Origin of the sequence: Nitritalea halalkaliphila LW7 (assembly GCF_000265075.1) — a bacterium.
GTDB classification, from domain to species: Bacteria; Bacteroidota; Bacteroidia; order Cytophagales; family Cyclobacteriaceae; genus Nitritalea; species Nitritalea halalkaliphila.
Map to the genome: position 1 here is coordinate 1 of NZ_AJYA01000115.1, position 1,074 is coordinate 1,074.

Annotated in this window: 1 protein-coding gene; it reads right to left on the reverse strand. The window is 42.8% G+C overall.

The window, feature by feature from the left end; translation table 11 throughout:
* Nucleotides 1-28: 28 nt before the first annotated feature.
* On the reverse strand, nt 29-1,074 hold a 1,046-nt coding region (locus A3SI_RS21345; protein WP_009057846.1), incomplete at its 5' end, for a hypothetical protein.

Sequence of the window (1,074 nt, forward strand, 5' to 3'; positions counted from 1 at the left end):
GGTAGGACGACTTCTCCAAAATGTAGGATCATACAGTCGATCGACCTGAAGTGAAAATCCAACCATTGTATAAGTCAGCTAAATAGTTCAACTTGTAATAAGGAGCACTCTCCCGCAGACCATACAAGTAACGCGCTCTTAACTCATCATAAGATAAATTCCCTGGAGAAGACGCTAATGCATACATTTCAGCAAACTCCCTCATCTGCTTCCCTTCACGAAAACCCTCCCCCTTATACCCATAGCCGATCGCAGTCCTAGATTGGTTCACATAAGTAAATACATACCGCCCTTCTTCCGTTCGACGATAATAGGCATTAAGCGACTCATCCAGAAGCACGTGTTTGTATTCAAAACCTTCATGCATTTTAGCTGTAGAATCTGGATTCTCCCACTTTAAATGCATACGATGAAGCCCATAATCCTGCTGATCGATATAGAATACCCCTTGCTGTAATTTTTTCTTATGCGATCGCCCCCATTTGTTAATATCACGATCAAAGGCTTTACTCGACGCATGAAAAGACAGTATATACACCGGTCGATCGTCGATGATCGTTTCTCCCAATACTTCATACGTAAACCAGTTGGGATTCAAGCCAAAATACTGGTAAGGTTCCTTTGCCATGGCCCAATTAACAGCATTTCTGGCACTTCCTGTAAATGAATGCAACATGTGATAATCCGACTTTTGTACCTGGTAAAACGTGTTGTAATGCACCATTCCGGTCCACGTATCCTTATTTTTATCGAAAAACGCTCGATCATAGCCCGCATAGTGCATGTAACCCGCCGCACGTGCGAATCCCACATACTTGCCCTCTTCTTCGATCACTTCCTGATAGAACACATCTATTTCTAAAGGGTCTGGGTAAAAGGTATTTCCCATGTTATCGAGAAATTTTTTCATCAAGTCCTTTAATGGATATCCCAGAACAACCGCTGCATCCAATTCCTTCTCTACTTTTTTTAAAGAGACCACAAAAGAAGTGTTGCGCTTTTCTGCTAGCGCAAATACCTGCGAGGCATAGCCCATATAGGAAACCCGTAAACTATCACTGCCCTTCACCTCGG